Source organism: Parasedimentitalea maritima, assembly GCF_005771405.1.
Lineage (GTDB): Bacteria > Pseudomonadota > Alphaproteobacteria > Rhodobacterales > Rhodobacteraceae > Parasedimentitalea > Parasedimentitalea maritima.
The window spans coordinates 24,098-48,837 of the sequence record NZ_VAUA01000011.1; the positions used below are offsets into that span (position 1 = coordinate 24,098).

The following is a 24,740-nucleotide window of genomic DNA, read 5'->3' on the forward strand; positions in this document are numbered from 1 at the left end:
ACGTTATGCAAATGCCGCGCTTGCCAGCGTCCCAGCGAAACAACACAGTTTAGCAAATGTCAGAACACCCACGGAGAACCCATGTCACAACAGATGCAACGCATAGCTCTGGCCAGCCGCCCTACTGGCGCCCCAGTGGCTGAAAATTTCAGCTTTGAATCCGTCGCAATGCCAATTGCAAAGGACGGCGAAGTGCTGGTGAAACTGCACTATATGTCCTTAGACCCCTATATGCGTGGCCGTATGGATGATGCGAAATCTTATGCCGCACCTGTGGCCATTGGCGGCACCATGGAGGCCGGAGCAGTGGGTGAGGTCATCAGCTCAAACAGCCCGGAATTCAAACCCGGCGATTTTGCGTTTGGTATGTTTGGATGGGCCAGTCATGGTTGCCTACCCGCCAATCAACTGCAAAAACTGGACCCAAACCATGGCCCCATAACCACCGCGCTCGGCGTTCTCGGCATGCCGGGTTTTACCGGGTGGCATGGCTTGAACACCTATGGAAAGCCCAAAGCGGGAGAAACTCTGGTTGTCGCAGCTGCCACCGGCCCAGTTGGGTCAATGGTTGGTCAGCTGGCGAAACAGGCCGGACTACGCACCGTTGGCATTGCTGGTGGAGCTGAAAAATGTGCCTTGGCGACTGAAAAGTTTGGATTTGACATCTGCATGGATCACCGGGCTTACGCGGATGCCAATTCGCTGCGCAAAGATCTTGCTTTGGCCTGCCCTGACGGCATCGACATCTACTTTGAAAACGTAGCTGGCAAAGTGCTGGAAGCCGTCATTCCCCTGATGAATCCCCATGGCCGCATTCCGGTTTGTGGCATGATCAGCTGGTATGGAGGTGCACAAGGCGCTGACGCTACTCTGACGGCCCCGATGATCTGGCGCAATATTCTGGTGAAGTTCCTGTCAGTGAATGGGTTTATTATCATGAATCATTTCGACCAGTACCCTGAGTTCCTGAAACAAGTCGGCCCCATGGTTGCCAAAGGCGAGGTTCAGTACATTGAAGACATCGCTGAGGGTCTGGAAAACGCCCCTGCTGCTTTTATGGCAATGCTAAAGGGCGGCAACATGGGCAAGCAGATCGTCAAACTGATATAACCCCCAGGGTGCGTGCAAGCACGCACCCTACACTTACTTTGGTCGGACGCAGTGTAGGTAGGGTGTGTGCCTGCACGCACCACCAGCTCACTGCAATTGCAGCTTCCGCGCCTCAACCTTGGCCAGCCGGATCAGCTCTTGCATATAGGGTTTATCCCGATCCTCGCTACGGATCGCTGCATAGAGGCTGCGCGTGATCCCGTTTTTGGTCAAAGGTCGGGTGACATAATCCGAGGAATATTTCACCTCGCGCACCACCCAGTCAGGCAAGACCGAAACACCGCGATTGGAGGCCACCAGCAGCAGGATCACGGCCGTCAACTCCACTTGGCGAATGGCGCCAGGTTCGACCCCTGCGGGGATCAACAGCTGGCTAAAGACATCCAGCTTGGGCTTATCAACGGGGTATGTGATCAGGGTCTGACCTGCAAAATCCTCGGCATCGATGTATGGCTTAACCGCCAGCGGATGTTGAGCAGAGGCCACAAACACCGGCGCGTAATCAAACAGTTCAATAAAATCAACGCCAGAGATCTGTTCTGGGTCCGATGAGACCACCAAATCAACTTCTTCCTTTTGCAATGCCGTCAGCGCGTCAAAGGCCAGACCCGGGCGAATATCCACATCCACGTCAGACCAGCTTTTGCGGAACCCCTCCAGCACCGGAAACAGCCATTCAAAACAGGCGTGGCATTCTATGGCGATATGCATGCGACCAGTGTGCCCATCGCGCAGAGCGGAAAATTCAGCCTGCATGGATTCGACTTGCGGCAAGACCTGCTCAGCCAAACGAAGTAACCGCAGCCCGGCCGCCGACAGCTTCATCGGCTTGGAGCGGCGCATGAACAGTTCAACCCCAGCCTGATCCTCCAGACCTTTGATCTGATGGCTCAACGCGCTCTGGGTGATGTTCAACTGATCAGCGGCGCGCGCGAGCCCGCCCGCCTCGTGGATCGCCTTTATCGTCCGAAGATGGCGAAATTCGATATGCATCCTATCACTTCACTCATGTTGTTCTTGAGAATTATGAAATTGTCTCACAATGCTGCACGTGCAACAAGGGGGGAGTTGAACAGGAGATGCCCCAAGATGACGACGCCAGAGATATCATTCGAGTTCTTTCCGCCACAGAACCTCGAGGCCTCCTTTCGTCTGTGGGACACTGTTCAGGTATTGTCGCCACTGGACCCACGTTTTGTTTCCGTCACCTACGGCGCTGGTGGCACCACACGTGACTTAACCCGCGACGCAGTTGCAACTCTGCATAAATCCTCAGGGCTGAATGTCGCTGCACACCTGACCTGCGTCAATGCAAGCCGTGCTGAAACCCTGGCGATTGCCGATCAATTTGCCAGCGCTGGCGTCAACGACATCGTCGCCCTGCGCGGCGATCCCCCCAAGGGGGCTGGTGGCTTCACCCAACACGAAGACGGCTTTGCCAATTCGGTTGAACTGATCGAAGCCCTGGCTGACACCGGCAAGTTCAACATCCGCGTTGGCGCCTACCCGGACCGTCACCCCGAAGCCACTGGGCCGGATTCGGATGTGGATTGGCTGAAGCGTAAAATTGATGCCGGTGCCAGCGAAGCCCTGACCCAGTTCTTTTTCGAGGCCGATACCTTTTTCCGCTTCCGCGACAAATGCGCCAAAGTCGGCATCGATCACGTCCTGACCCCTGGTATTCTGCCAATTGAAAACTGGAAGGGCGCACGCAATTTTGCCCGCCGCTGCGGCACTTTGATCCCACAGTGGCTTGATGATGCTTTTGAAACCGCATTGCGCGACGGTCGCGAGGATTTGCTGGCCACCGCAATCTGCACTGAATTGTGTTCGGAGCTTCTGGACGGCGGCGTAGACAAGCTGCATTTCTACACAATGAACCGCCCCGAACTGACCCGTGACGTCTGCCATGCCTTAGGTGTTGCGCCCAAGGTGTCGCTAGAGAACGTGGCGTAAATCTTGCCGATGCTTCAGCGTGTTCCTAGGGTCCACCCAAAAGGAACGCGCCATGTATTATGCCCAAACCCCCGATGAGCTTTTGAAACCGACCCAGATCACTGAACTGTCTGGGTTGGAGTTCATGACCGGCATTTTGGAAGGCCGCCTGCCCGCCCCGCCCATTGCCAAAACTCTCGGATTTCAGCTGCACAGTGTAGAAACAGGGCGTGTGGTGTTTCGTGGCACCCCGGCATTTGAAACCACCAACCCAATGGGCACCGTCCATGGCGGTTGGTATGGCACCCTTCTGGATAGCGCCATGGCTTGTTCTGTCATGACAGGCATCCCAAGGGGCTCGATCTACACAACCTTGGAATACAAAATCAATATTCTGCGTCCGATTCCATTGGGAATGGCAATAGAGAGCACAGGTTTTGCCGAACATGTTGGTCGATCAACCGGCGTCGCGCGAGGCGATATTCGTGGGATTGAGGATGGCAAGCTCTATGCCACCGGGTCGACCACCTGCATTGTGATGAATTTGTCCGCGACGAAACGCTAACCTCTCCGTTTTGGTATCCGGCTTTTTCTTAAACTACAGATAAGACGAACCCGTGACAGGTCGGCGGATTTAGCGCTGCCCACCTGTCAGATGTCGATTTTTTTTATTCAGACTGCGATTTGATCTCGGGCCGAGGATGCTCAGTCTGCCCTTGCAGCCACTTTGGACTGCAAGCTCTTCAACCCTGTTGCCTTGGTTTGGGCAGTGGTCCCCACACTGCTATGCAGCCGCTCACTGCGGTCCAAACCAACACGACGGCCACCGCGCAACAGAAAGATCTTTCCCCATCCACGCCAAGTGCCCACCGACGGGGCCGCGGGGTCAACCGGAAACTCTAACCGCCAGTTCTTTGGCAGTGGTAAGCCGCAATTTTCGGCCTTTTCCAGCATCCACACCAGCGACAAGTTTGCCAGCGGACGTGCTGCATCAAGCCCCCCCAGCTGTCCACCAACATCCCCATGTGCACCGCGAAACCAAACTTGCTCGACATGCCCTTGCCAGCCCGGCGGGCATTCCCACAGAACCGGTGCAAATACCTGCCGGGTTTCATCCAGCGCCAGCGCTTGAAACCCGTTGCGGATGTTGCGGCCCAACTGATGACTATGAAAGGCATGCCGCGCTTCAGCCCAACGCCATAGCAGTGGTAACCGCAGGCCCAGCGCCTTCACGGTTTCCCAGACACCAATCATTTCGATGTCTGCCTCACTATGACAAAAGGCTTTGGTAAATTGGCGTGCGGCTTTGCTGCCATCCCCCTGATAGTGACGGTAAGCAGTGCGAATATTGCGCACCGTGGCATGCTCAGCTTTCAAAAGGCCAACCTGATCAATCACCCCCGCCAAGGATCGAACAGCATATCCGCCGCGCGAGTATCCCATCAGGTAAATCCGGTCACCTGGTCGATAGCGAGAGGCGAGATACCCATATGCGCGCCGGATCTGACGGTTGATCCCACGCCCCATCAAAACATCCAAAGTGGAGCGCCAACTGTTCCATTGCACCCCTGCTTCATAGAACACAGAGATTTCCGGGCCCATCCTCCGGCACAACTGGTAGGTCATTCCAGCATGGGTTTCATGCCCAGGATCCAACGTCGACATAGTGCCATCAAGAATGATTACATGGGCCCGAGGCCCTCGCAGCTTAGTTTCACCTGAATGCTCTGAGCGAAGTGGCCGCCCCAACCATCCGATGATCTTTTTACCGAGCTGATTCAGTAACATTCCTCACCACTTCCCTCTTTCAGTACGGAGCATCTGACGGGTTCGGATACCGCAGGTCACGACCTGAGAATATCGTCCTGATCCGGGCCAGTGCCCCTCATATTGAGATAACGCCAGTTGAGGAATCGTCCACCAGATGCTGCACTTCCGCTTTGGTTAAAAGGCGGACCATATCCCGACCAACAGAGGTTATTTTTTGGTCAGTTGGAAACTGGATGCCGACAGCAACGATCACAAGTCCATCCTTCAAAAAAGGCATTTTCTTCTGCCTGTAAAGGATCGCTCATAATACTGAAGATAAGGTAACGCTGGCATGCGCCGTGCAACTTGGTGAAGCAGGCCAGCGGTATGTGTGTCGGTTCAGACTACCGCGCGTCGGGGCTCGACCCGCCCAGTTCAATCACTGTCGCAACATCAGAAAGCCCATATCCATTGAACTGTGTACTCATCGCCGAAGAGTAAGCTCCTAGCCCCGGGAACAAAACGTAGTCCCCTATCTGTGTGTCCTGCGCCAACGGCAACCCATCCGGCAGCCGATCCAGACTATCGCAGGTTGGGCCAAATACGACCCTAGGTTTGGCAGCTGCACTCCGGTGTGTCCCATCCCCAGCAACCACATAGACCCGACCTGGCAGACCCATATCGCGGATATCAACCAATCCACCGTAAATACCATCATTCAGGAAAACCACTTCGCCCTCCTGACGTATTCCTTTGATCCGCGCCGCAAGGGTGAAGGCCTCAGACACCATTGCACGCCCAGGCTCACAGATCAGTGCGGGTAGGTCAGAACCAAAACTCTCTTCAACCGCGTCAGCAATTGCATAGAAGAACTGCTCCAGATCCGGGGCCACCCCGTCCCGGTTGGCAGCAAAACCACCGCCGACATTTAGCCGGGCAATCCGAACACCAGCGGCCTTACAAATTTGACCAGCCTCAAGGATGTACTTTACCCAAGCATGCGGGTCTTCACATTGGGTACCGGGATGAAAACACAACGAGGGTGTCCAGCCCATATCCACCACCCGCTTTAACAATTCCACCGCCTTTTCAGGTGTGGCACCAAACTTGCTGCCAAAATCATAGGCTGCGCCAGCAACTGGTAGCGCAAAGCGCACGGCAATCTCACAGTTGCGTGGCACATCTGCCAGCTTATCCAGCTCGTCCAGTTCGTCCACCGACCAGCTGGATACAGCGTATTCAATCCCAGCTTGGATTTCGGCCTCAGACCGTACCGGGTTATTGTAGTGCATTACCGCAGTTGGGCTGGCGGCACGCACAGCAGCCATTTCACCTGGTGAGGCAACGTCAAAGGCACTTACCCCTGCTGCGACAAGATTAGATAACACGGCCTGATGTGGGTTGGCTTTGACCGCATAGGTGACCAATCCCGGAAACCCGGACAAAAACCGTTCAGCCGTTTGATGCAGAACCCTTGGCGAAAAATACAGGATTGGATGATCCGGCTGATGTCGCGCAAGATGCGTTTCAGGGTTATGCCACAGGGCTGGGATATGCTGCATCGAAAAGGCCTCTTTGTTTATCCCAGTTTCCGACATTTTCCCGTCGAAATCACACGTCAGACCGTCTATACTGCCCAAATTGACCAAACAAACGACGACGCCACCATGCAAAATGACGACATCGATCTGAAACTCATAACCCTGTTGCGCGAAAATGCCCGCCGCCCGGTGGCTGACCTCGCCCGGCAACTGGGGTTGGCCCGCACCACGGTTCAGGCCCGTATCGAACGTTTGGAAAGTAGCGGCACCATTGCCGGCTATACCCTGCGTAGCTCAGCCGCGACCCGCCCACCGCTACAAGCCACCGTCCTCATTTCCATTGAGCCTCGGACCGGACCTGAGGTTCTGGCCCGTCTCCGCAGCCTGCCCGGCGTGCAGGTGGTGCATACCACCTCAGGGCGGTTTGATCTGCTGGCCCAGGTCGTGGCACAGACCACATCTGAACTGGATGAAACCATTGACCGGATAGGCGAGGCACGCGGTGTTAAATCCTCGGAAAGCCTGATCCATCTGGCCACCAAACTCGATCGCACCTGAACCACAGGTCCAGCCATTCTCACCGACATTGATCAACCAATGCCCTTCCTCCCTTTCCCTTGGCCCACCTATTCGATATGGGAAACCTCAACCAAGGATACCTATTCAGGACGAAGCGCATGGCGATGGAAAAGACATTCAACGCGGCCGAAGCCGAAGACCGGCTGTACAAGGCCTGGGACGAAGCAGGCTGTTTCAAAGCGGGGGCAAATGCCAAACCCGGTGCCGCCTCTTTCTCGATCATGATCCCACCGCCCAATGTGACAGGCGTGCTGCACATGGGTCATGCCTTCAACAACACGCTGCAGGACATCCTGATCCGCTGGAAGCGCATGCAGGGGTTTGACACCCTGTGGCAGCCCGGCACCGACCATGCGGGTATTGCGACCCAGATGGTTGTAGAGCGTGAGCTGGCCAAAGAAGGCAAGAAGCGCACCGATTTCAGCCGCGAGGAGTTCCTGAGCAAAATCTGGGCCTGGAAAGAACAATCCGGCGGCACCATTGTTGAGCAGCTAAAACGCCTTGGCGCCTCCTGCGACTTTGACCGCACTGCATTCACCATGTCCGGCGCGGCAGGTGACACCCGCACCGGTCACGAAAACTCGCCCAATTTTCACGACGCCGTGATTAAGGTGTTTGTGGAGATGTACAATAAGGGCCTGATCTATCGCGGCAAACGGCTGGTCAACTGGGACCCGCATTTTGAGACCGCGATTTCCGATCTTGAGGTCGAAAACATCGAAGTTGCCGGCCACATGTGGCACTTCAAATACCCGCTCGCTGGTGGCGCGACTTACACTTACGTCGAAAAAGACGAAGACGGCAACATCACGCTGTCTGAAGAGCGCGACTATATCTCCATCGCGACCACCCGCCCTGAAACCATGCTGGGTGACGGTGCGGTTGCGGTGCACCCCTCGGACGAGCGGTATGCGCCCATCGTTGGTATGCTCTGTGAAATCCCGGTCGGCCCCAAGGCACAGCGCCGGTTGATCCCGATCATCACCGATGAGTACCCGGACAAGGACTTTGGCTCCGGCGCGGTAAAAATCACCGGCGCGCATGACTTCAACGACTATCAGGTTGCCAAGCGCGGCGGCATTCCGATGTATAACCTGATGGACACCAAGGCCAATATGCGCGCCGACGGTGCGCCCTATGTTGAAGAAGCCACCACCGCGCAGGCCATTGCCAATGGCGAGGCGGAATTCACTGAGGCCTCGATCGCTGCGATGAACCTGGTGCCGGAAGAATACCGGGGCATGGACCGGTTTGAGGCGCGCAAAGCGGTTATTGCCGACATCACCGCCGAAGGTCTGGCCGTGATGCAAACCGTGACCAAGACTATCAAGGATGAAGACGGCAGCGAGACCGAGGTTTCTGAAACCACACCTTACGTTGAGAGCAAGCCGATCATGCAGCCGTTTGGCGACCGCTCCAAGGTGGTGATCGAGCCGATGCTGACCGACCAGTGGTTTGTTGAGACCGACAAGATCGTCGGCCCGGCGCTGGACGCAGTTAAGAATGGCGATGTGAAGATCCTGCCGGAATCGGGCGAAAAGGTCTATTATCACTGGCTGGAAAACATCGAGCCTTGGTGCATCTCGCGCCAGTTGTGGTGGGGACATCAAATCCCGGTTTGGTATCTGCCCTCAATCAAGAAAGCCAAAGGCTCCTCGTCGATCAACGACGCGGAGTTGGATTTCAGTTCCCCAATTCATTTCTGCGCAGCAACTGAAGAAGACGCAAAAGCACAAGTTGAAAACTACTTGAGTGAACAAAGCGTCACTTTTGATTTCTTCCACTCAGGCTACACTAACCCAACAGAACTAAAGCAAGAGTTCGAAGCCAACGGCGGTGTACCAGTCTGGCGCGACCCCGACGTGCTCGACACCTGGTTCTCCTCTGGCCTCTGGCCGATCGGCACGCTGGGCTGGCCCGAAGACACCGAGGAAATGAAGCGATATTTCCCAACCTCAACCCTAGTCACCGGGCAAGACATCCTGTTCTTTTGGGTTGCGCGGATGATGATGATGCAGATGGCGGTTCTGTCGGACCGTCCGGTTGCCGAAAAGATCCCGTTCGACACCGTCTACCTGCATGGCCTTGTGCGCGACGCCAAGGGCAAAAAGATGTCGAAATCTACCGGCAACGTTGTCGACCCGCTGGAAATCATCGACGAATACGGCGCCGATGCGCTGCGCTTTACCAATGCGGCCATGGCCTCGCTTGGTGGCGTGTTGAAACTCGACATGAAACGGATCGAGGGCTATCGCAACTTTGTCACCAAGATCTGGCAGGCCTGTTCCTACGGTGACAGCCAGATTGATGCCTTCAGTGCCGAGCGTGGGGTCGAGCCGCCCAAGGCCACCCTGCCCCTCAATCGCTGGATCATCGGTGAGATCGCCAAACTGCGGGAAGAGGTTGATGGCGCGTTTGAGGCCTACCGCTTCAACGACGCCGCCAATGCGCTGTATTCGTTCTTCTGGAACAGCTTCTGCGCGCGGTATCTGGAATTCACCAAGCCGATCTTCTTTGCCGACGATCAGGCCGCCAAAGATGAAACTCAGGCCGTCTATGCCTGGGCCGTCGATCAGGCGCTGATCCTGATGCACCCGATCATGCCCTTCGTGACCGAGGAAATCTGGAACGTCACTCAGGGTCGAGGGTATGCCGATGGCGACTCAGCGCAAATGCTGGTGCACGCCAATTGGCCAACCTACACGGCCGCTGATCTGGTCGATGCAGATGCTGAGCGCGAGATGAACTGGGTGATTGCGGTCATCGACAACATCCGCTCTGCCCGCGCCCAACTGAACGTGCCTGCCGGTGCCAAGGTGCCGATGCTGGTGACCGAGATCGACGCGGCTGGCCAATCCTACTGGGATCGCAATGGCGAGCTGATCAAACGCTTTGCCCGCATTGAGAGCCTTGAACACGCTGACACCCTACCCAAAGGCTGCATCTCCATCGGTGCACCGGGGGCCTCGTTTGCGTTACCACTGGCCGAGATCATTGATGTCGCGGCAGAAAAGGCCCGTCAGGAAAAGAACCTTGGCAAGCTAATGAAAGAACTAGGCGGTCTGCGCGGTCGGTTGAAGAACCCCAAGTTCGCGGATTCCGCACCAGCCGAAGTGGTGGCCGAAACCCGCGCCAATCTGGTTCTGCGCGAAGAGGAAGAAGCCAAGATCAAAGAGGCGCTGGCACGTCTCTCTGAGATCGGCTGAGCCCACCAAAATCCAACAAAAAGCGCCCGCCATTTGGTGGGCGTTTTTATGCAGGGTTGCAACATTCCCCACCAAGACCTGTCTGTGTAGGGTGTGTGCTTGCACGCACCATCCCCTGGCAACTGTGATACGGGGAAAAAATGTTCAAGCAACTCATTGATATGCACACAAATTTGTTCCAGCCTGCGCGCAGGAACTAAGGGAGAGACAAATGCCAAAAGGATATTGGGTTGCCCATGTCGATGTTGACGACATGGTTCGCTACAAAGACTACGTCGCTGCCAATGCGGCACCTTTTGCCGAGTTTGGAGCCCGGTTTCTGGTTCGCGGCGGCCAAAAAGAGGTCCGCGAGGGTCAAACACGTGCCCGCACCGTGGTGATTGAATTTCGCGACTATGCCACGGCCAAAGCCTGCTATGACTCTGTGTCTTATCAAGATGCCAAGGCTCTGCGAGACCCGGTTTCCACCGGCGACATGGAGATCATTGAAGGCTATGGTAGCTAAAACGCAATCTCTTGATTAGTCCTCGCGGAGACCGCCATGCCAATGTTGAAAAAACTGTTTCAGGCCATTCGTCCCAAAGGACAAGTGGTGCTGCCCGATCCGGACGCCGAACTGGCTTTGGGCGCCTTGCTGGTTCGGGTGGCGCAATCGGATCGCGAATACCAGCTTGAAGAAATCAGCTTGATCGACCGGATCCTGGCCCGGCTGTACCAGCACAACGCTATTGAAGCCGCCAAGGTTCGCGCCACCTGTGAAAAGCTGCAGGCAGCCGCACCGGAAAGTGATACGTTTGGACGGTTGATCCGCGAAACCACCGATATCGAAGAACGGCTGGCCGCGATGGATGCCCTGTGGGAAGTGGTACTGGCAGACAACAAAGAGCACCCGGGCGAAGTCACCATCGTCGAGGAAATCCGCCGGGCAATGGGACTGTCTTATGCCGACAGCCAGACCGCTCGCGCCAAAGCCAAAGCCAAACTCATATCTCTGTCAGAGGAAAACTGATGTTCAAGGACTTGCTGAACAAGCTATTGCAACCAATCCCTTCTGCGCTGGACCCTCAGGATGCCCGTTTGGCGCTCACCGCACTCTTGGTGCGTATTGCCCGCTCTGATCACAATTACGCCGATGTTGAGCAGGACCGGATAGACCGCATTATTGCCGCCCGCTACGGGCTTGATATGGGCGGTGCCATCATTCTGCGCGAACAGGCCGAGGCAATGGAGGCCGAGGCCCCTGACACGGTGCGTTTCACCCGCGCCATCAAAGAAGCAGTGGCTTATGAGGACCGCATAGCGGTGATCGAGGCACTGTGGCAAGTGGTGCTTGCCGATGGTGAGCGAGACGATAGCGAAGATGCCATTTTGCGACTCTCCGCCAATCTATTGGGTGTGAGCGACGTCGACAGCGCCCAGGCCCGGCAACGGATGGAGCGCGCGCTGTGATTGCCCATCTTGGAATGTATGACCGCCCAGAAACTGCGGCTGCAAATGACGCTTATTGGGATGCCATTCGGGCGCAACTAGGGTTTGGCCCGAATAGCCTGACCCGTGACGCAGATCCCTGGCAGGTCTGGCGCTCTCCCGATCTGTTGCTGGCACAGACATGTGGCATGCCCTATCGCACCCGCCTCTATAGCGACGTTCAACTGATTGGCGCGCCTGACTATGGCCTGCCCGGCTGTCAGCCGGGATATTACAATAGCGTTATCGTCGCCCATCGGGATCGTGCTGGCGCCAAGCTTGGCGATTTTGACGGACAGCGCTTTGCCTATAATGATTCGCTGTCTCAATCCGGCTGGGCCGCCCCGATCACCCATATGAGATCTCGCAGCTTGATGCCCGGTGAACTCGTGGAAACCGGCGGACATCAAGCATCGGCGCAGGTCGTTGCCGAGGGGGGGGGCGACTTTGCCGCCCTGGATGCACTGTCTTGGGAAATGATCCAGCGATATGATGCTTTCGCCAACGACTTGGTAGAACTGACCCGCACAGAACCCACACCAGCGCTTCCCTACATCACTGCCATGGGACGTGATGCAAAGCCGCTTTTCCTGGCGATACAAGCCGCGATTTTAGAACTGTCAGACACCCACCGCACAACCCTGCACCTAAAGGGAGTGGAGGCCATACCAGCCACTGATTATCTCGCGGTCCCCACGCCTTTAGGCCCTGCCCTGATGCGTCACCAAGGGCGTGACCCACAAATGTAAGCGCGCGCCCGTGTCGATCATATTGCAGCGCAGCTAAGGTCGCAGGCGCAGAGTGTCATCGTTTTGTGAGCAAGATGTCTACTTGGCAAGCGCACCATAACGGTTACCGGCTGTACCAACTGGGCATCCAGCAAGCGGGGACAGCAAATTTCCTCTGTCTTTCGAGGCTACCGCCAGTGGCCATCTGCCGTTCGCAAGTCGAACACAGCTCGACGAAATTTTGGAAAGATCAGTTTCCAAAATCATCAACCTTCCGTTCCGACCTGCTCAGCCGCCAAAACGCCTCTTTGCACGCTGTATTAATCGTTTTGCGCATTGCATTGGCTCCATTTTTAGGTCCAATACTGTCGTCAACTTAACAGCTAGCGGATATTTTAAACCTTGACTGACGAAACACCTGTTCTGGAAATTCGCAACCTGCACAAATCTTATGGCGAACTTGAAGTCATTAAAGGTGTAGATATCACCGCACATCGTGGCGATGTGGTATCGCTGATCGGCTCATCCGGCTCCGGTAAGTCCACCCTCTTGCGTTGCTGCAACCTGTTGGAAGACAGTCAACAGGGTAACATCCTGTTCAAAGGCGAACCAATCTCTTGGCATGGGACCGGGCTGGCCCGACGTCCAGCGGACGCAAAACAGGTGCTGCGAATCCGCACCAACCTGTCGATGGTCTTTCAACAGTTCAACCTGTGGGCCCATATGACCATCCTGCAAAACGTAATGGAAGCGCCAGTGACCGTTTTGCGCCGTGATCGGGATGAAGCCGAAGCCGCCGCCCGTCAGTATTTAGACAAGGTAGGGATCGGCGACAAATGTGATGTGTTTCCTGCTCAGCTCTCTGGTGGGCAACAACAACGCGCCGCCATTGCCCGGGCCCTGTGCATGGAGCCCGAAGCCCTGCTTTTCGACGAACCTACGTCGGCACTAGATCCTGAGCTGGAACAAGAAGTCGTCAAGGTGATCAAGGATCTCGCCGCGGAAGGCCGTACCATGATGATCGTTACCCACGATATGAAGCTGGCCGCAGATGTGTCGGACCACGTAGTGTTTCTGCACAAGGGCCTGATCGAGGAACAGGGCAGCCCAGACGAAGTGTTTGGCAACACCCAATCCGAACGTTTGCGCGGCTTCCTGTCCGCCACCCGCCACTAATACAAGACTACAAAAAACCACACTAACTGGGAGAACTACTATGAAATCACTGTTTTTGGGCACAGCGGCCCTCGCACTTAGCGCAGGTCTGGCCATGGCCGACACCGTTCGTCTGGGCACCGAGGGCGCCTACCCTCCATACAACTTCCTGAACGATGCCGGCGAAGTTGATGGTTTTGAGCGTGAGCTGGGCGACGAGCTGTGCAAACGCGCTGGCCAAACTTGCGAATGGGTCACCAACGACTGGGATTCGATCATCCCTAACCTGACTTCGGGCAACTACGACGCCATCATCGCTGGCATGTCGATCACTGCAGAGCGCGCTGAAGTTGTACACTTCACACAAGGCTACACTCAGCCTTCGCCATCATCTTTCGCTTCGATGTCTGCGGACGTTGACCTGAAAACTGCTGTAATTGCGGCTCAGGCGTCCACTATCCAGTCAGCTCACGTTGCTGAATCTGGTGCTACTTTGGTTGAGTTCCCAACCCCAGATGAAACCATTGCTGCGGTTAAATCCGGCGAAGCTGACGCTGTGTTGTCTGACAAAGACTTCCTAAACCCAATTGTTGCAGAAACCGACCTGGTGTTCATCGAAGACATCCTTCTCGGTGGTGGCATCGGCATGGCATTTCGCAAGTCCGACTCTGAACTGCATGCCAAGTTCGACGCTGCAATTGCTTCGATGAAAGAAGACGGCTCGCTGAACGCTATGCTGGACAAGTGGGAGATCGAGGGCAAGTTCTGATCGCCCTGATCTAACATCAAGACCTGCGAGAGGGGGCCCTGCCCCCTCTCCTACTACCTTCCGTTGCGATTCAGCTCGGCGCTAGACTACGAGGCACACCATTTTCTCCTATTGCTCAGATCCTGCCACCCTCGAGGGCATCAAATGGTTAAGCTGTTACCTGACCACCGGTAAACACATGTCCTTTTACACCTCATTTGGGACAGTTCTATTGCTGCTGGCCGTGACCGCTCCGACCGCGATGGCCGTGGGTTTTGGTGGTGCAATGGCCGCACGCGCCCGATTTGCACCACTTAGCTGGCTGGGCAAAGGTTACATCGCCATTGTCCGTGGTGTCCCCGACATTGCCTTCTTCATGTTCTTTGTCATTGCACTGGACCAGGGCATTGAATGGCTGCTTCACAAAGTCAAATGTCCGGATTGGGACGAACCCATTCGCCAGGGCAGCGATTTTGTCGTCTGCGACATCGCCAAAATGCCGTTGGGATCGTCACCGCAATGGATGCACGAGACCTATGGGTTCTCGCTTGCTGTCATAACCTTTGCCATTGTTTTTGGCGCTTTTGCCGCCAACGTTCTGTATGGTGCGATGCGCGCCGTTCCCCATGGTCAAATCGAAACAGCCGAAGCCTATGGCATGACACACCACCAGACGTTTTGGCGTATCCTGGTGCCGCAGATGTGGGTTTATGCTCTGCCGGGCCTATCAAACCTTTGGATGGTTTTGATCAAGGCTACACCACTGTTGTTCCTGCTGGGCGTCGAAGACATTGTCTACTGGGCCCGCGAGTTGGGTGGTTCCAAGACCGCAAAATTCACCGCCTACCCGCATGGTGACTGGCGTATGTGGTATTTCCTGGCGCTCCTGATTTTCTATCTCACCTTCACCAAGGTGTCTGAGGTGGTTCTGGAAAAGCTGATGAAACGCCTGTCGCACGGGCAGGCCACTCTGGGTGGTGAAGCGCAAAGGAAAGCGTCATGAGCTGCTTCCAAACCTTACAAGATTACGCCTTCAGATCGTTGGGCTATGGCGAACGCCTGCTGCCACGCAGTGATTTCACTCTGTGTGAACAATTCACTCTGATCGGCTCAGGCATGATCTGGAATATCTACTTCGGAGTGGTCGCCGTTTTTACCGGCTTTTTCCTTGCTACCGCGCTGGCAGTGGCAAAAAACTCAAGCCAGGCAATCTACCGCAAGCCAGCTGAATGGTTTATCTTCCTGTTCCGCGGTTCGCCACTGTTTATCCAGTTCTTCTTTGCCTACTTCATGTTCCTGAGCCTCAAAGGTGTATCGCCTATTTTTGATCCCCTTACCTCCGCATGGCTCGGGGCCTTGATCGTGTTGTTCCTGAACACAGCCGCCTACACAGGTGAGATCTTCTACGGCGCCCTTCAGTCCATCCCAAAGGGCGATGTCGAAGCTGCCGATGCCTATGGCTTATCTGGCTGGCCCCGGTTTCGACGGGTTGTCTGGCCCACCATGCTGCGCCTTGCATGGCCTGCCTATACAAACGAAGCTATCTTTTTGTTCCATGCCACAACGCTGGTCTATTTTTCGGGCTTTCCAGCCTGGCGCCAAAAAGGCGATGCCCTTTATTACGCCAGCTATTTTGCGGATAAGACTTTCAACCCATTTATCCCTTACCCGATCCTGGCGTTCTACTTCATCTTACTCACATTGGTGATCATCAGCGGCTTTGGACTGGTCAATAAGCGGCTGAACCGCCACTTGCCACAGGCGCGCCGTGCCAAGCTAAAGCTGCGTATCAATCTGATCCGCTAGTATTGGCTGGAGAATGTGCTCTGAAACCAAATGGCTCCTTCGGGGGCCATTTTTTGTCCCTTCCCAGAGTGTCGAAATATTTTGATCAAATTTTCTTGGCGCGGGATGCGTCCTGCGCTACACCTCCTTTATCTACCCAAAGGAGCCAACCATGGATCTGTCCAGCCTTTCAACAATCAGAATTGCCGCCTGTGACTTAAACGGGCAGTTGCGCGGTAAGCGTATGCCCTCTGAAGCTGCGGCCAAGCTGGCGGATGGTGGCGCACGGATGCCGCTCTCAGCTCTGAACCTGGATCTTTGGGGCAGCGATATTGATGACAGCCCACTGGTTTTTGAAAGCGGCGATATTGATGGGGTTCTGAAGCCCACCAGCCGTGGTCCAGTGCCGATGCCCTGGCTGGAAACGGCCTCTGCACTGGTTCCTATGACATTGCACTATGATGATGGCACTCCCTTTCCCGGTGATCCCCGCCATGCGTTGGAAACCGTTCTGGCGCGCTACGCAGACCGTGGCTGGACCGTCATGGCAGCCACGGAAATGGAGTTCAATCTGGTGGATGACAGTGGCGACCAGCCCTGCCCTCCCAAAAACCCGCTGACCGGCCGGGCTCTGGACAGCCATGCTATTATTTCATTGGCTGAACTGGACGCTTTCGACGCCTTTTTCACCGATCTGTACCAAGCCTCTGCTGCGATGGGTATTCCGGCGCAAACCGCAATTTCCGAAGGCGGGTTGGGTCAGTTTGAAATCAACCTGAACCATCAGGATGCCTTGCGCGCGGCCGATGATGCCTGGCTGTTCAAGGTAATGGTCAAAGGCATAGCACGCAAGCATGGCATGGCCGCAACTTTCATGGCCAAACCCTATGCGGACGAGGCTGGCAACGGCATGCATGTCCATTTCTCGGTTGTTGACCGTGACGGCAACAACGTCTTTGACGATGGCAGCGAAACCGGAGGAGAGCTTCTGCAACAAGCGGTGGCTGGGTGTCTTGCTGCGATGCCCGCAAGCTCTTTGATTTTTGCGCCGCATGGAAACTCCTATGACAGGCTGGTTCCCGGTGCCCATGCCCCTACAGCGGCCACATGGGGATATGAAAACCGCACCGTCGCCATTCGCATTCCTGGCGGCAACCCCAAGGCTCGCCGCATTGAGCACCGGGTGGCAGGTGGCGATATCAATCCCTACTTGATGTTGGCCACAGTACTGGGTGCCGCCATACTGGGGATCGAAGACAAAATGACGCCACCGGCGCCAACAACTGGCAATGCTTATGCAGCCGCAGGCGTGCCACAGCTGGCGGCGGATTGGGGTGCAGCCATTGAAGCGTTTGAACAGGACCCACTGATCGCGCGTATCCTGCCTGCCATGATGATCAGCAATATGGCGATGACCAAACGTCAAGAAATGAAACTGTTTGCCGAACGCCCCAAAGACAGCCATTGGCTCTCCTTGCTCGAGTCGGTTTGAGGCCCTTGTGCGGTGAGAAACCCTCCGCTAGGCTAAATTTGATCAAATTCAGGTGAGACATGAAAATTGGAATACTGCAAACTGGCCACGCACCCGACCAGTTGATTGATACAGCTGGCGACTATGACCAGATGTTTCGCACCCTGCTGGACGGGCACGGGTTTGAATTCGAGACCTACGCTGTGCTCGACGGCATCTTTCCCTCGGGCCCAGAGGCGGCTGACGGCTGGTTGATTACCGGCTCAAAATTCGGCGTCTACGAAGATCATGACTGGATACCTCCACTGGAGAATCTGATCCGGGACATTAATGCCCAAGCCTTGCCGATGGTTGGTATCTGCTTTGGCCACCAAATCATCGCACAGGCGCTGGGTGGAATCGTCGAGAAATACTCCGGCGGATGGGCTGTGGGTCGCGTAAAGTACGAGCAGGATGGTCAAGAATTGACCTTGAATGCCTGGCACCAAGACCAAGTTGTGACGCTGCCCGAAGGCGCCCGTGTTCTGGCTGGCAATGAGTTCTGCAAGAACGGCGTCCTTGCCTATGGTGACACAATCTGGACGCTGCAGCCACATCCCGAGTTCGCCAGCCCGTTTGTCGCTGACCTGATTGAAAAGCGCGGCCGTGGCGTTGTGCCCGATGACATTTTAGACCGTGCAAGAAACGACCTACACGGTCCATTGAACAGCCACACCATCGCAGCCTTCATGGCCGAGTTTTTGAAGAAGGAGAGGATCTGATGCCCGCTTGGACTGATAGCCTACCCGAAGCCGCCAAAGCCTATCTGGAAGGCCGACGCCTGGACGAAGTTGAGTGCGTTGTTTCGGACTTACCCGGCATTGCCCGCGGCAAAGCAGTTCCTGCCTCCAAATTCGCGCGGCAGGATTATTTTCACCTTCCCGACAGCGTGTTTTATCAGACCATCACCGGAGACTGGGGTGAGGCCGCAGGCGATGACGGGTTTATCGAAAAGGATATGGTGCTGCGCCCCGACATGAGCACGGCCACCGCCGCCCCATGGACCGGCGACTGGACCCTGCAGGTGATCCATGACGCCTTTGACAGTGCCGGTGAGCCGATCCCGTTTTCACCACGCAACGTGCTAAAACGTGTGGTAGAGCTCTACACTGCCAAGGGTTGGACCCCTGTTGTTGCGCCGGAAATGGAGTTTTTCCTGGTCGCGCGCAACACTGACCCGTTGCAAGAGATCAAACCCATGATGGGCCGGTCGGGCCGCCCCGCTGCAGCACGTCAGGCCTACTCGATGACAGCTGTCGACGAGTTTGGCCCGGTGATTGACGACATCTATGACTTTGCCGAGGCGCAGGGATTTGAGATCGACGGCATCACTCAGGAAGGCGGTGCCGGTCAGCTTGAAATCAATCTGGTCCACGGCGATCCGATCAAACTGGCGGACGAAGTGTTTTATTTCAAACGTCTGATCCGCGAGGCGGCACTGCGCCACGACTGCTATGCCACCTTCATGGCCAAACCTATTGCCAACGAGCCAGGCTCGTCCATGCATGTCCACCATTCGATACTTGATACTGCCACTGGCAAGAATATTTTCTCCGGCCCTGACGGCGAAGAAACTGACGCGTTTCACCATTTCATTGGTGGACTTCAGTCCCACCTGCCCGCTGCAATTGCAGTGCTGGCGCCCTACGTCAATTCCTACCGCCGCTATGTGAAGGATCATGCCGCGCCGATCAACTTAAGCTGGGCAAAAGACAACCGGACCACCGGCATTCGCGTGCCTTTGTCTGGCCCGTCCGCCCGTCGGGTTGAAAACCGTTTGGCCGGGATGGACTGCAACCCCTATCTGGGGATCGCCGCATCCTTGGCCTGTGGTTATCTGGGCATGGTTGAAAAACTTCAACCCAGCCCGGAGTTCAAAGGCGACGCCTATGCAGCCGACGAAGACATCCCACGAGTGATGGGCGACGCACTGGACCTGTTCGACAATTCCAACGCCCTGCACCAGGTTCTGGGGGAAGATTTTGCGCGGGTCTATTCAATTGTAAAACGTGCAGAATATGACGAGTTCCTGCAAGTAATCTCACCTTGGGAGCGCGAGCACTTGCTGCTGAACGTCTGAGCAAAAGATCTTCCCCAATTGCCCCCGCTTTGGCGGGGGCAGTTTTGAGTATTTTTGGCAAAAAGAAACATCAAGGGCCTGATCACGTTATCCGGCTCGGTCAAACAGGGTGGCAACATGGCTTTGAACCTTCTGCACAGCAATGACAACAAGGGTGAATACCCAAGCAGTTGGTATGCCGCCACGGCCAATACGCTTGATCCTTTTGCCTCACTCAGCGGCGACATTCGCGCGGATGTCTGTATCATTGGGGCTGGTTATACAGGTCTTTCAACCGCCCTGCATTTGGCTGAGGCTGGGATGCGCGTTGTGCTGCTTGAAGCCCACCGTGTTGGCTTTGGCGCATCCGGGCGCAATGGCGGTCAGTTGGGCAGCGGCCAGCGTCTGGATCAAGAAGGCCTAGAGGCCCTGATGGGCGATCCTGAGGCTCAGAAACTGTGGAAACTGGGTGAAGACGCAAAGGACCTGGTCAAAGACCTGATCAAGCGCCATTCAATTGACTGCGATCTAAAACCCGGTGTGGCCTGGACCGGATCCAGCGTAAGCGAAGTGGCGCATTTGCATGAATACGGCGCGCATCTGCAAAACCACTATGGCTATGGTGAACTGGAAATTCTTGACCAGCAAACCTGTCATCAGCTCTGCCCCTCACCCGATTATAAAGGTGGTTTTCTGGATCACGGCGCCGCGCACCTGCATCCTCTAAACTATGCGCTGGGTCTCGCGCGCGCCGCAGCGGTAGCAGGGGCTGAAATTTACGAACAAAGCGAAGTTCTGCAAATTGATCCCGGCACTGAGGTCAAGGTCAGCACGGCCTCTGGTAGTGTCCGCGCTGATCACCTGGTTCTGGCGTGTAACGGCTACCTTGGTGGCCTGAACTCTCAGGTGGCCTCCCGTGTGATGCCGATCAACAATTTCATCGCAGCGACCGAACCTCTTGGCGATGACGCGGCCAAGGTGCTGACCCGCGACGTGGCCATTGCTGACAGCAAATTTGTTGTCAATTACTTCCGCCTCAGCGCTGACAAACGGCTGCTTTTTGGTGGTGGCGAAAGCTACGGTTACAGGTTCCCCAGCAACATTGACGCGGTTGTACGCAAGCCGATGACACAGATATTCCCCCATCTTCGCGACGTAAAAGTGGACTATACTTGGGGGGGAACCCTCGGCATTACCATGAAGCGAATGCCCTATCTGGCGCGGTTGGGAACCAACGTTATATCCGCCTCAGGTTATTCAGGGCATGGCGTAGGCACCGCCTCTCATGCCGGACAGCTAATGGCCTTGGCAATCCAAGGTCAGTCTGAAGGGTTTGACACCATGTCACGGGTGCCGGCTCCGGCATTTCCCGGAGGGCCCAGAATGCGCTCTCCTCTACTGGTGCTGGCAATGACCTGGTATGCGTTGCGCGATAGGCTGGGCGTTTAAACACCCGCTATCCGAGTGTGGCGCAAGCAACAGTTCCGTGAAATTTTTACTATTGCAGAGTCCGAGCGCAGGAATCCACTTGGCAGCTCCCCGCAAGTGTTTTACATTTTCAAAAAGTTAAATTTTGGAAATTGAAATATGACACAACCTCCCAATGTACATGACGCTGAACCAATCCCCGCTGCTGCCCGCGAAGCGATTGACGCGTTGATGGCTTCGGGTGATCTGTTTCGCTATACTGCACCGCAAGACGCCCCGGTGGCTTTGCTGGAACAAGAATTTGCCGAGCTTTTGGGCAGCAAATACGCCCTTGCCGTGTCCTCCTGTTCAGCTGCACTGTTCCTGTCTCTTAAGGCACTGGAACTGCCACGCGACGCGCAGGTGCTGATCCCCGCGTTCACTTTTGCTGCTGTTCCATCAGCCGTCGTGCATGCCGATTGCGTGCCTGTTCTGTGTGAGGTGGGTGACACCTACCGCATCAACCTTGCTGATTTTGAAGCCAAGCTGGACGACAATATCAGTGCGGTTCTGATCAGCCATATGCGTGGTCATACCTCGGATATGGATTCGATCGCTGCTCTGTGTGACGCGCGCGATATACCCATCATCGAAGATGCGGCACATTCGCTGGGCACCACATGGCATGGCAAGAACATCGGCACCATTGGCCGTATCGGCTGCTTTTCGTTCCAGTCGTATAAGATGATCAACGCCGGCGAAGGTGGCATCCTGATCACGGACGACGCGGATCTGGTGGCCCGAGCAGTGATCATGTCCGGCGCTTACGAGCACAATTGGCAAAAACATAAAGGGCCGCGCGGTGACAATTCACCGGAACTGGCACAGGCTTTTGCCAAATGGCAGAACCAACTGCCGCTATATAATCTGCGGATGAGCAACCTGTCAGCGGCAGTCATCCGACCGCAATTGCCCGAACTCCTGCGCAGGGTGCGCGATGGACGGAGCAACCATGACTATGTGGCGGAGCGATTGAACACCTCTGCCAGCCTGCATGTCCCCGCCTCGCTACCTCCGGAGGTCCGCGCCCCGGATTCGATCCAGTTCAATCTGGTCAACATGGACAGCCAGGAAATTGCGGCTTTTGCCGAAGCCACTGCAGCACGTGGTGTCAAGGTACAGATCTTTGGCCTGTCCACTGATAATGCCCGCGCATTCTGGAACTGGCAGTTTCTGAATGATCTACCAGAATTGCCACAAACACGCGCCATGTTAGCCCACGCCTGCGATGTGCGGCTGCCGGTGCGGCTGACCCGTGCGGAACTGGACATAATTGCCGATATTTTGCTGGACGCCGTAGCCGACGTCAAAGGCAAAGCCGCAGCCTAAGGCCCCGGAAAAAGAAAAAGCCCAGGACACATCCTGGGCTTACACTCAAACATTTCAATCTGTGTAGGGTGCGTGCTTGCACGCACCATCCTCCATTCAGATCACTTCAATTTTGACAATTTATCTTGCAGATCAGCCAGTTGCTTTTTGATCTCATTTAGATCTTCGCCACCCGTTTTTTCTGCTTTAGGCGTCTCGCGTGGGCCGCCAGGCCAGCCCGCTCCTAGACCACCGGTCATAGCTTTCAGGAACGCTTCCTGCTGCGCCTTCATGGCGTCAAAACCCGGAATTTGCGCCATCGGGTTCATCGCGGTCATTGTCTCTGCCATCTGGGACTGACTGTCGCGCAGCATTTCAAAAGAGCTTTGCAAGAACTGTGGCATCACTCCACCACCGGGAACCATGTAGCTGCGCACCAAATCATTCAGCACGTCTACTGGCAGTACGTTTTCACCGCGGCTCTCGTGTTCAGCAATAATTTGCAGCAGGTATTGCCGCGTCAGGTCATCACCTGACTTCAAATCTATGATCTGGACCTCGCGGTTGGCCCGAATAAAGCCTGCGATATCTTCCAGTGTCACATAATCACTGGTTTCGGTGTTATACAGCCGACGGCTGGCATATCGCTTGATCAGCAGGGGTTTATCCCGTTCCGCCATGTCATTACTCCCGCCACATGATGCATTGCAGCAAAGCCTATGCGAGTGCAGAAGAAAAGGAAAGCACCGCGCTTCCTACCCGAGATTTTGTTGTCAGATATGGATTACCAGAACGAGCTTAGCACCTCCACGTCCACAATTTTCACTTGACCTCAAGTAGGCTTCAGCTTTTACAGACTTATCCCAATACTGATGATTTGGGAGATCTCCATGAAAGTTCTTATTCTGGGTGGCACAGGTACCATCGGCACCGCAGTGACCACAGAGTTGACCCGGCACGGGCATAACGTCATCGGACTTAGCCGCTCGGCAATCTCGGACCAGACACTGTTGCAACTGGGTGCGACCCCCTATCGGGGAGACTTACGCAAACCGGACCACTGGGCGCACTTGGTACGTGAAGTCGACGGGCTGATCCAGTTGGCCACCACTTTTGATGACAATATGGCAGCAGTGGATACCCGTGCAATCACGGAAATTCTGCGCCGTGCAGCCCAGCGTGAAACTCCGCTCCGATTGTTATATACTGGGGGGTGCTGGCTATATGGGGCTACCGGCAACAGTGTTGCCAGCGAGACCCGGCCGCTGCGTCCAATCGAATCTTTTGCCTGGATGACGAAGAATGGTCAGTCTCTGGCAAATGCTGCACAGATCTCAGCGGCAATTCTTCACCCTGCGATGGTTTACCACCAAGATGGTGGCGTGTTTGCACGCTTCATCCAGCAGGCACAGGATGGTGACCCAATTGAGGTCTGGGGCAGTATCTCCACCCGCTGGCCACTGGTCCATCGTGACGACTTGGCGGTAGCCTATCGCATGGTACTGGAAGATAGCAATCTGACCGGCTCTTTCAACGTCAGCACAGAGGACGGTACCAGCGTAGGCGACATCGTCGCCGAGATTTCTAAAAGGCACAGCCACAAGGCAGGTTACCTCGTTCGGAACTTAAAACATGTGGTGGCTAAACATGGCAATTGGGCCGAGGGACCAACGCTGGACCAGCAAATGAGCGCAGAGAAAATTCGCCGCCTGTGTGGCTGGTCACCGCGACATGCTCAATTCCAGAATGCTGTCTTTTGACGGGTCCTAGGTGTTCCAGCAAGAAACCCAGGCTCTGAAACGACAAAGGGCAGGTCTTACGACCTGCCCGTCATTGCGAGAACACCAAGAGGGAGGAGCCGGTGCCGCTCGCATTTATATCTTACTTGGTTGCGGCTTTTTTAGCAGCAGTGGTCACGTCAGCGGTGGCCTTTTTAACAGCAGTTGCTGCTTCTTCGCTGATGTCTTTGCCAGCAGCCATCATCAGCTCAACAGTGTCCATCTGGACCTTCTTGGCGATTTCAGCAAAAGCAGCCAGGTTTTCAGCTGCAACTTCTGCTGATGCGCTGGCGAAGTCAGTGACCGATTTGGCATAGTCAGCAGGATCAGCAGGGGCTTTCGATACGCCGCTCAGCTTAGCCAGAGTTTCTTTGGTCCACTTGTTGGACACTTCAGCTGATTTCTCAGCAGCAGTCAGAGCAACAGTCGACAGTTTTTCGTTCAGAGCAGCAGTGTTCTTGAACGCGTCTTCCATCGAAGCGGTGTCTACGGGAAATGCACCCATCATGTCTTTCATGACGGCGGTAAAGTCTTGGGTCGAAGCCATTGTTCCAAATCCTCAAAGTGCCGCCGGTGGGACAATCCCGCCTGCTCAGCATGAGAACTATATGCATT

At 55.5% G+C, this 24,740-nt stretch carries 24 protein-coding genes; 19 read left to right on the top strand and 5 right to left on the bottom strand.

The genetic code is table 11. The features are described from left to right. The first annotated feature begins 81 nt into the window (after positions 1-81). Positions 82-1,110 carry an NADP-dependent oxidoreductase gene (locus FEE96_RS19115; protein WP_138164733.1) on the top strand — a complete coding sequence of 343 codons (1,029 nt, stop codon included), beginning with the start codon at positions 82-84 and terminating at the stop codon, positions 1,108-1,110. Positions 1,111-1,197: 87 nt separating this feature from the next. On the opposite strand, the gene FEE96_RS19120 is transcribed toward FEE96_RS19115, so the two are convergent. After that, positions 1,198-2,103, bottom strand: a complete 906-nt coding sequence (locus FEE96_RS19120; protein WP_138164734.1) for a LysR family transcriptional regulator — start codon at positions 2,101-2,103, stop codon at positions 1,198-1,200. A gap of 96 nt (positions 2,104-2,199) precedes the next feature. Here FEE96_RS19120 and metF point away from each other — a divergent pair, with 96 nt between their 5' ends. Then, positions 2,200-3,066, top strand: a complete 867-nt coding sequence (gene metF, locus FEE96_RS19125; protein ID WP_138164735.1) for a methylenetetrahydrofolate reductase [NAD(P)H] — start codon at positions 2,200-2,202, stop codon at positions 3,064-3,066. A gap of 52 nt (positions 3,067-3,118) precedes the next feature. Further along, complete coding sequence (locus FEE96_RS19130) at positions 3,119-3,610, top strand: PaaI family thioesterase (protein ID WP_138164736.1); 492 nt, start codon at positions 3,119-3,121, stop codon at positions 3,608-3,610. A 140-nt stretch (positions 3,611-3,750) separates the two neighbouring features. Here FEE96_RS19130 and FEE96_RS19135 read toward each other — a convergent pair whose 3' ends face one another. Both FEE96_RS19135 and FEE96_RS19140 read right to left on the bottom strand, forming a co-directional pair. Beyond that, on the bottom strand, positions 3,751-4,833 hold the full coding sequence (locus tag FEE96_RS19135) for a DUF2235 domain-containing protein (protein WP_138164737.1): 1,083 nt from the start codon (positions 4,831-4,833) through the stop codon (positions 3,751-3,753). A gap of 365 nt (positions 4,834-5,198) precedes the next feature. Further along, complete coding sequence (locus tag FEE96_RS19140; protein ID WP_138164738.1) at positions 5,199-6,356, bottom strand: type III PLP-dependent enzyme; 1,158 nt, start codon at positions 6,354-6,356, stop codon at positions 5,199-5,201. A gap of 105 nt (positions 6,357-6,461) precedes the next feature. On the opposite strand from FEE96_RS19140, the gene FEE96_RS19145 reads away from it, so the two are divergent. The 15 genes from FEE96_RS19145 (at position 6,462) to FEE96_RS19215 (ending at position 22,368) form a co-directional block, all read left to right on the top strand. Then, positions 6,462-6,893 carry an Lrp/AsnC family transcriptional regulator gene (locus FEE96_RS19145; protein WP_138164905.1) on the top strand — a complete coding sequence of 144 codons (432 nt, stop codon included), beginning with the start codon at positions 6,462-6,464 and terminating at the stop codon, positions 6,891-6,893. A gap of 119 nt (positions 6,894-7,012) precedes the next feature. Next, on the top strand, positions 7,013-10,120 hold the full coding sequence (locus FEE96_RS19150) for a valine--tRNA ligase (RefSeq protein ID WP_138164739.1): 3,108 nt from the start codon (positions 7,013-7,015) through the stop codon (positions 10,118-10,120). Positions 10,121-10,331: 211 nt separating this feature from the next. Continuing rightward, a complete protein-coding gene (locus FEE96_RS19155) occupies positions 10,332-10,625 on the top strand; it encodes a DUF1330 domain-containing protein (RefSeq protein WP_138164740.1) in 294 nt (97 codons plus the stop codon). Between the two features lie 42 nt (positions 10,626-10,667). After that, positions 10,668-11,129 carry a tellurite resistance TerB family protein gene (locus FEE96_RS19160; RefSeq protein ID WP_138164906.1) on the top strand — a complete coding sequence of 154 codons (462 nt, stop codon included), beginning with the start codon at positions 10,668-10,670 and terminating at the stop codon, positions 11,127-11,129. After that, on the top strand, positions 11,129-11,569 hold the full coding sequence (locus FEE96_RS19165) for a tellurite resistance TerB family protein (RefSeq protein ID WP_138164741.1): 441 nt from the start codon (positions 11,129-11,131) through the stop codon (positions 11,567-11,569). Before FEE96_RS19160 ends, FEE96_RS19165 begins: the two co-directional genes overlap by 1 nt. Continuing rightward, complete coding sequence (locus tag FEE96_RS19170; protein WP_138164742.1) at positions 11,566-12,336, top strand: phosphate/phosphite/phosphonate ABC transporter substrate-binding protein; 771 nt, start codon at positions 11,566-11,568, stop codon at positions 12,334-12,336. The genes FEE96_RS19165 and FEE96_RS19170 overlap by 4 nt, the downstream gene beginning before the upstream one ends. A 381-nt stretch (positions 12,337-12,717) precedes the next feature. After that, positions 12,718-13,491: an ABC transporter ATP-binding protein gene (locus FEE96_RS19175; protein ID WP_138164743.1), complete on the top strand. Its 774-nt coding sequence runs from the start codon at positions 12,718-12,720 to the stop codon at positions 13,489-13,491. Between the two features lie 40 nt (positions 13,492-13,531). After that, positions 13,532-14,239, top strand: a complete 708-nt coding sequence (locus tag FEE96_RS19180; protein ID WP_138164744.1) for a transporter substrate-binding domain-containing protein — start codon at positions 13,532-13,534, stop codon at positions 14,237-14,239. A 100-nt stretch (positions 14,240-14,339) separates the two neighbouring features. After that, on the top strand, positions 14,340-15,221 hold the full coding sequence (locus tag FEE96_RS19185) for an ABC transporter permease (RefSeq protein WP_138164745.1): 882 nt from the start codon (positions 14,340-14,342) through the stop codon (positions 15,219-15,221). Continuing rightward, positions 15,218-16,024: an ABC transporter permease gene (locus FEE96_RS19190; RefSeq protein ID WP_138164746.1), complete on the top strand. Its 807-nt coding sequence runs from the start codon at positions 15,218-15,220 to the stop codon at positions 16,022-16,024. The genes FEE96_RS19185 and FEE96_RS19190 overlap by 4 nt, the downstream gene beginning before the upstream one ends. A gap of 151 nt (positions 16,025-16,175) precedes the next feature. Next, a complete protein-coding gene (locus tag FEE96_RS19195; RefSeq protein WP_138164747.1) occupies positions 16,176-17,495 on the top strand; it encodes a glutamine synthetase family protein in 1,320 nt (439 codons plus the stop codon). 59 nt (positions 17,496-17,554) lie between these two features. Then, positions 17,555-18,235: a type 1 glutamine amidotransferase gene (locus FEE96_RS19200; RefSeq protein ID WP_138164748.1), complete on the top strand. Its 681-nt coding sequence runs from the start codon at positions 17,555-17,557 to the stop codon at positions 18,233-18,235. After that, positions 18,235-19,593, top strand: a complete 1,359-nt coding sequence (locus FEE96_RS19205) for a glutamine synthetase family protein (RefSeq protein ID WP_138164749.1) — start codon at positions 18,235-18,237, stop codon at positions 19,591-19,593. The genes FEE96_RS19200 and FEE96_RS19205 overlap by 1 nt, the downstream gene beginning before the upstream one ends. A 117-nt stretch (positions 19,594-19,710) precedes the next feature. Beyond that, positions 19,711-21,021 (top strand): NAD(P)/FAD-dependent oxidoreductase, encoded by a 1,311-nt coding sequence (locus FEE96_RS19210; protein WP_138164750.1) that lies wholly within the window; start codon positions 19,711-19,713, stop codon positions 21,019-21,021. Positions 21,022-21,159: 138 nt separating this feature from the next. Beyond that, positions 21,160-22,368, top strand: a complete 1,209-nt coding sequence (locus FEE96_RS19215; RefSeq protein WP_138164751.1) for a DegT/DnrJ/EryC1/StrS family aminotransferase — start codon at positions 21,160-21,162, stop codon at positions 22,366-22,368. 101 nt (positions 22,369-22,469) lie between these two features. Here FEE96_RS19215 and phaR read toward each other — a convergent pair whose 3' ends face one another. Continuing rightward, the gene (gene phaR, locus FEE96_RS19220; protein ID WP_138164752.1) at positions 22,470-23,027 is read right to left on the bottom strand and encodes a polyhydroxyalkanoate synthesis repressor PhaR; all 558 of its coding nucleotides are present in this window, start codon (positions 23,025-23,027) and stop codon (positions 22,470-22,472) included. A gap of 210 nt (positions 23,028-23,237) precedes the next feature. On the opposite strand from phaR, the gene FEE96_RS19225 reads away from it, so the two are divergent. Next, positions 23,238-24,107, top strand: a complete 870-nt coding sequence (locus tag FEE96_RS19225; RefSeq protein WP_138164753.1) for an NAD-dependent epimerase/dehydratase family protein — start codon at positions 23,238-23,240, stop codon at positions 24,105-24,107. Positions 24,108-24,228: 121 nt separating this feature from the next. Here FEE96_RS19225 and FEE96_RS19230 read toward each other — a convergent pair whose 3' ends face one another. Next, on the bottom strand, positions 24,229-24,672 hold the full coding sequence (locus FEE96_RS19230; protein WP_138164754.1) for a phasin, PhaP: 444 nt from the start codon (positions 24,670-24,672) through the stop codon (positions 24,229-24,231). Between the last annotated feature and the right edge of the window lie 68 nt (positions 24,673-24,740).

Coding starts and splice junctions, on each gene's coding strand:
- FEE96_RS19115 (WP_138164733.1), top strand. CDS start 82: ATGTCACAACAGATGCAACGCATAGCTCTGGCCAGCCGCCCTACTGGC.
- FEE96_RS19120 (WP_138164734.1), bottom strand. CDS start 2,103: ATGCATATCGAATTTCGCCATCTTCGGACGATAAAGGCGATCCACGAG.
- metF (WP_138164735.1), top strand. CDS start 2,200: ATGACGACGCCAGAGATATCATTCGAGTTCTTTCCGCCACAGAACCTC.
- FEE96_RS19130 (WP_138164736.1), top strand. CDS start 3,119: ATGTATTATGCCCAAACCCCCGATGAGCTTTTGAAACCGACCCAGATC.
- FEE96_RS19135 (WP_138164737.1), bottom strand. CDS start 4,833: ATGTTACTGAATCAGCTCGGTAAAAAGATCATCGGATGGTTGGGGCGG.
- FEE96_RS19140 (WP_138164738.1), bottom strand. CDS start 6,356: ATGCAGCATATCCCAGCCCTGTGGCATAACCCTGAAACGCATCTTGCG.
- FEE96_RS19145 (WP_138164905.1), top strand. CDS start 6,462: ATGCAAAATGACGACATCGATCTGAAACTCATAACCCTGTTGCGCGAA.
- FEE96_RS19150 (WP_138164739.1), top strand. CDS start 7,013: ATGGCGATGGAAAAGACATTCAACGCGGCCGAAGCCGAAGACCGGCTG.
- FEE96_RS19155 (WP_138164740.1), top strand. CDS start 10,332: ATGCCAAAAGGATATTGGGTTGCCCATGTCGATGTTGACGACATGGTT.
- FEE96_RS19160 (WP_138164906.1), top strand. CDS start 10,668: ATGTTGAAAAAACTGTTTCAGGCCATTCGTCCCAAAGGACAAGTGGTG.
- FEE96_RS19165 (WP_138164741.1), top strand. CDS start 11,129: ATGTTCAAGGACTTGCTGAACAAGCTATTGCAACCAATCCCTTCTGCG.
- FEE96_RS19180 (WP_138164744.1), top strand. CDS start 13,532: ATGAAATCACTGTTTTTGGGCACAGCGGCCCTCGCACTTAGCGCAGGT.
- FEE96_RS19190 (WP_138164746.1), top strand. CDS start 15,218: ATGAGCTGCTTCCAAACCTTACAAGATTACGCCTTCAGATCGTTGGGC.
- FEE96_RS19195 (WP_138164747.1), top strand. CDS start 16,176: ATGGATCTGTCCAGCCTTTCAACAATCAGAATTGCCGCCTGTGACTTA.
- FEE96_RS19200 (WP_138164748.1), top strand. CDS start 17,555: ATGAAAATTGGAATACTGCAAACTGGCCACGCACCCGACCAGTTGATT.
- FEE96_RS19205 (WP_138164749.1), top strand. CDS start 18,235: ATGCCCGCTTGGACTGATAGCCTACCCGAAGCCGCCAAAGCCTATCTG.
- FEE96_RS19210 (WP_138164750.1), top strand. CDS start 19,711: ATGGCTTTGAACCTTCTGCACAGCAATGACAACAAGGGTGAATACCCA.
- FEE96_RS19215 (WP_138164751.1), top strand. CDS start 21,160: ATGACACAACCTCCCAATGTACATGACGCTGAACCAATCCCCGCTGCT.
- phaR (WP_138164752.1), bottom strand. CDS start 23,027: ATGGCGGAACGGGATAAACCCCTGCTGATCAAGCGATATGCCAGCCGT.
- FEE96_RS19225 (WP_138164753.1), top strand. CDS start 23,238: ATGAAAGTTCTTATTCTGGGTGGCACAGGTACCATCGGCACCGCAGTG.
- FEE96_RS19230 (WP_138164754.1), bottom strand. CDS start 24,672: ATGGCTTCGACCCAAGACTTTACCGCCGTCATGAAAGACATGATGGGT.